The organism is Arthrobacter sp. JCM 19049, from assembly GCF_001310435.1.
On sequence record NZ_BAXF01000158.1, the window covers coordinates 1 to 4,469 of the forward strand.

Annotated in this window: 5 protein-coding genes and 2 pseudogenes; 5 read left to right on the forward strand and 2 right to left on the reverse strand. The window is 64.9% G+C overall.

Annotated elements, in window-relative coordinates; translation table 11 throughout:
* Window positions 1-437: L-lactate permease (locus tag JCM19049_RS08480; RefSeq protein WP_279402781.1), on the reverse strand; the 437-nt coding region annotated here is incomplete at its 3' end.
* A 145-nt stretch (window positions 438-582) separates the two neighbouring features.
* On the opposite strand from JCM19049_RS08480, the gene JCM19049_RS08485 reads away from it, so the two are divergent.
* From JCM19049_RS08485 to JCM19049_RS08495, 5 genes and pseudogenes are all read left to right on the forward strand, one after another.
* Window positions 583-1,347: a (Fe-S)-binding protein gene (locus tag JCM19049_RS08485; RefSeq protein ID WP_054821375.1), complete on the forward strand. Its 765-nt coding sequence runs from the start codon at window positions 583-585 to the stop codon at window positions 1,345-1,347.
* The gene (locus JCM19049_RS23315) at window positions 1,344-1,802 is read left to right on the forward strand and encodes an LUD domain-containing protein (protein ID WP_374700262.1); all 459 of its coding nucleotides are present in this window, start codon (window positions 1,344-1,346) and stop codon (window positions 1,800-1,802) included. The genes JCM19049_RS08485 and JCM19049_RS23315 overlap by 4 nt, the downstream gene beginning before the upstream one ends.
* A gap of 2 nt (window positions 1,803-1,804) precedes the next feature.
* Entirely contained in the window at window positions 1,805-2,428 is a 624-nt protein-coding gene (locus JCM19049_RS23320) for an LUD domain-containing protein (RefSeq protein ID WP_374700263.1), read from the forward strand.
* Window positions 2,429-2,503: 75 nt separating this feature from the next.
* Window positions 2,504-2,860 carry a lactate utilisation protein LutB domain-containing protein gene (locus JCM19049_RS23325; RefSeq protein WP_374700264.1) on the forward strand — a complete coding sequence of 119 codons (357 nt, stop codon included), beginning with the start codon at window positions 2,504-2,506 and terminating at the stop codon, window positions 2,858-2,860.
* Window positions 2,808-3,439: pseudogene (locus tag JCM19049_RS08495) on the forward strand (lactate utilization protein C). Before JCM19049_RS23325 ends, JCM19049_RS08495 begins: the two are co-directional and overlap by 53 nt.
* A gap of 442 nt (window positions 3,440-3,881) precedes the next feature.
* Here the strand turns inward: JCM19049_RS08495 and JCM19049_RS08500 are convergent.
* Window positions 3,882-4,469: pseudogene (locus JCM19049_RS08500) on the reverse strand (hypothetical protein); the annotation flags it as partial.

Genomic DNA, 4,469 nt, shown 5'->3' on the forward strand with positions numbered 1-4,469 from the left:
AGCATGGTGGCGGTGATCGCCACCGGGGCACCGAACCCGGCCAGCGCCTCCAGCAGGCCGCCGAAGCAGAACGCGATCAGCACCGTCTGGATGCGCACATCCCCGCCGCCGATCACGTCAAAGACCCGGCGCAGGTCTTCGAAGCGCCCGGAGACCACGGTGACCTGGTAGAGCCAGATCGCCATGACCACGATCCACACGATGGGGAAGGCGCCGAACACCACGCCCATCACCCCGGAGTTGATGGCCAGCCCCACCGGCATCTGCCAGCCAAAGATCGCCACGATGATCGCGACCAAAAGGGAGCTGAGTCCGGCATAGTGGGCCTTGACCTTAACTACGGCCAACATGACGAAGAAGGTGAGCAGCGGGATCAGGGCGACCAGCGCGGAAATGGCCACGCTGCCGGCGATCGGCTCGGTTGATGGTGTAAACACGGTGTGGGCGTCCTTACTAGTGATGGTCAGACCACATATGGTCAGACCACCGATGATACAAGGTGAGTGCCATCACAACAAGTCTTGACGGGATCCAAAAGATGCGCCTAGTATGGTCAGACCACACAGCGAGAGAGTTATTCTTATGCGTATTGCACTCTTTGCCACCTGCATCGTCGACGCGATGTACCCGGAAACGGCCAAGTCCACAGTGAAAATCCTGGAACGCCTTGGCCATGAGGTGATCTTCCCGGCCGGCCAGGCCTGCTGCGGACAGATGCACATGAATTCCGGCTACATGCCCGAGGCGCTGCCGGTGGTTGAAAACCATGTCCAGGCCTTCGAGCGCGCCGACTACGACGTGGCCGTGGCACCCTCCGGATCCTGCGTCTCCTCCCTGAAGCACCAGCACGGCATGCTGGCCGAGCGGCTGGGCAAGCCGGACCTGAAGTCCCGCGCCGCGGAGGTCGCCGGACGCACCTACGAGCTCTCGCAGCTGCTCACCGACGTCTTGGGCATCACCAACGCCGCCGAACAGCTGGGCAGCTACTTCCCGCACAGCGTCACCTACCACCCCTCCTGCCACGGCATGCGCCTGCTGAAGCTGGGCGACCGGCAGCTGGACCTGCTCAAGTCGGTGGGCGGGATTACCGTGGAGGAGCTGCCCGAGGCAGACCAGTGCTGCGGCTTTGGCGGCACCTTCTCCATCAAGAACTCCGATGTCTCCTCGGCGATGCTGCAGGACAAGGCCCGCAACATCGCCTCCACCGGCGCCTCGCTGTGCGTCGGCGGGGACGTCTCCTGCCTGATGCACATCGGTGGCGGGCTCTCACGCAATGGCCAGAAGCCGGGCACCATGCACCTGGCCAACATCCTGGCCAGCACGAAGGAAGAGATGGTGGCACTGTGAGTCAGGTATTTTTGGGCATGCCGGCGGCCGGGGAAGGCAACCTGTTTGCCGATGAGTCCTTCCCGAAGGCCGCCCACCACGAGCTGCAGAACACCCAGCTGCGCGCGAACCTGCGCCACGCCACCCACTCCATCCGCGACAAGCGGCTGCGCGTGGTCGGCGAGCTGCCGGACTGGGAGTCGCTACGCAACGCCGGGGAGGCGATCAAGAACCAGGCGATGGCACGGCTGGATGAGCGCCTGGAGGAGTTCGAGAAGAACTTCACCGCCCGCGGCGGCATCATCCACTGGGCCCGCGACGCGGCCGAGGCGAACCAGATCGTCACCGATCTGATCAAGCAGACCGGCTCCACCGAGGTGGTCAAGGTCAAGTCCATGGCCACCCAGGAAATCGGCTTGAACGAGCACCTGGAAACCCAGGCATCGCCGCCTTCGAAACCGACCTGGCCGAACTGATCGTGCAGCTGGACCACGACAAGCCCAGCCACATCCTGGTCCCGGCGATCCACAAGAACCGCACCGAGGTGCGCGACATCTTCCTGCGCGAGATGCCGGATGTGGATCCGAACCTGACCAATGAGCCGGCCAAGCTGGCCGAGGCCTCGCGCAAGCACCTGCGCAAGAAGTTCCTCTCCACCAAGGTGGCGATCTCCGGGGCCAACTTCGCCCTGGCGGACACCGGCACCCTGGGCGTGGTGGAGTCCGAGGGCAACGGGCGCATGTGCCTGACCCTGCCCGAAACCCTGATCACCGTGATGGGGATCGAGAAGGTGCTGCCCTCCTGGCAGGACATCGAGGTCTTCATGCAGCTGCTGCCGCGCTCCTCCACCGGGGAGCGGATGAACCCGTACACCTCGCTGTGGACCGGGGTCACCGAGAACGACGGGCCGCAGAACGTGCACCTGGTGCTGATGGACAACGGGCGCACGCGGGCGCTGTCGGACCGCTTCGGGCGCAGCGCGCTGAACTGCATCCGCTGCTCGGCGTGCATGAACGTCTGCCCGGTCTACGAGCGCACCGGCGGGCACGCCTACGGCTCGACCTACCCGGGCCCGATCGGCGCGATCCTCTCCCGCTGCTGACCGGCATCGAGCGGAGGAGAACAACTCCCTGCCTACGCCTCCTCACTGTGCGGCGCCTGCTTTGACGCCTGCCCGGTGAAGATCAACATCCCCGAAATCCTGGTGCACCTGCGCGGCGAGGACGTGGATTCCCAGCGCGGCAAGAAGCTGCTGCCCACCCAGATGGACCTGCTGATGAAGGGCGGCTCCTGGGCGCTGGGCAAGGGCCGGAACCTGGACCTGCTGGAAAAGGGGCTGCCGCTGGGCAAGCTGGCCGCCGGCCGGGACAAGAAGATCAAGCGCCTGCCGGGCATCGCGGCGGGCTGGACCGCCAGCCGCGACATCCCGGCACCGCCAAGCAAGTCCTTCCGCGACTGGTGGAAGAGCGAGAAGGAGGCAAATGAGCGCCAAGGAAGAGATCCTGGGCCGGATCCGCACCGCACTGGCCGATAACCCGCACGTGGAACCGGTGGTGCGCGACTACCGCACCACCTCGCAGCTCAGCGAAACCGAGGTCATCGAACTGCTGGTGGACCGCCTGGTGGACTACAAGGCCGGGGTGGATGTCATCGAGGCCGAGCAGATCGCCACCCACGTCGCCGCGAAGCTGGCCACCGCCCGCTCGGTAGTCTACCCGCACGGGCTGGACACCGGTTGGCTTCAGCAGCTGCCCGAGTCCATTGAGCGGCGCATCGACGCCCCGGGGCACGCCCTGGACATCCCGGTGCTCGATGAGACCAGCGCCGTGGTGACCTCCTCGGCGGTGTCCATCGCCGAGTCCGGCACCATCATCCTGGACGGCGAACCCGACCAGGGCCGGCGCGCGATCTCCCTGGTGCCCGATCACCACTGTGCATCGTGCCGGTCTCCACGATCGTGCAGCTGCTGCCCGAGGCCATGCCGCGCATGGACGTGACCCGCCCGCAAACCTGGATTTCCGGGCCGAGCGCCACCAGCGACATCGAGCTGGAGCGCGTCGAGGGCGTGCACGGGCCGCGCACCCTGGATGTGCTGATCGTGCGCGGGCTATAGACCCTGCGCCCCCATTCGATGGCCGGTTTCCCCGTTCCAAAATCTCCAAGGGAAGCCGGCCATTGCTTGTACGACCGTCCAATAGGCTGCGCATCGCGCGCAGAAGATTCGGCTGGTCGGGAATGCTGGACGCTCCCCCTTACGCCTGGTCGCGCAGGTGCTCACGTAATCCCGGGATGGAGAATTTTACCGCTCCGTGCCGGGCTGGGGGCGAAGGTCGGCCGGAAGGGATTCTCAGGCACCATCAATTCTCCTATGCAGAGGTATTTATTTTGTTTATACACATCTCACATAGCAGTACATGTTTCTCCCCGCCTGCCTCGCTCCCGATCCAGGACAGCACAAAGCCGCCGGTGGCATCCGAAAGGAGATGACACCGGCGGCTGGAAACTCCAGATGCGACAAGGCATGCCGCTGCTGAAGCCTTTTGAGCCCGTGCTGGTTAGCCGTCGAGCGCCGCAGCCATCTCGTTCGGCATTCCGTCGAGCGTGACGCTGGCGGTTTTCTCACCGGTTTCCAGGTTCACCGCATGGACCTGCTTGTTCTGCGGGTCGGCTACATAGGCGGTGTTTCCGTTCACGGTCAGCGCCGGGTGCGGATCCTGCCAGTTCGCCGGACCTTCCCACGCGTCGATCACCGGGTACTGGCCGGTGATCTTGCCGGTGGAAGGATCAAGGACGTGGATCGCGCCGTCGGTCGAGAGGATGTAGGCGTTCTCCCCTGGTCCGCGCACCACTCCGCGCCAGGTGTATTTGATGTTCTCTGGCAGGTCGAGGACCTCGTAGCTGTGCTGTTCGGTGTCGATCAGCACGACCTTCTCCAGCAGGTATCCCTCATCATCCGGATCGTTCTTGTAGTCTCCGACGATCAGCGGGCTGCTCTCCGAGACAAAGGCGTTGCCCATGCGGCCGTATTCGTCCGGTGCGGTGAACTTGTCGAAGTGCCCGTCGTGGTAGAGCAGCGCCCCGTTCTCGCAGCCGAAGACCACCGCCTCGCCGGCGGCGGTGCCCTCCCCGTGCACGCCCGGGCA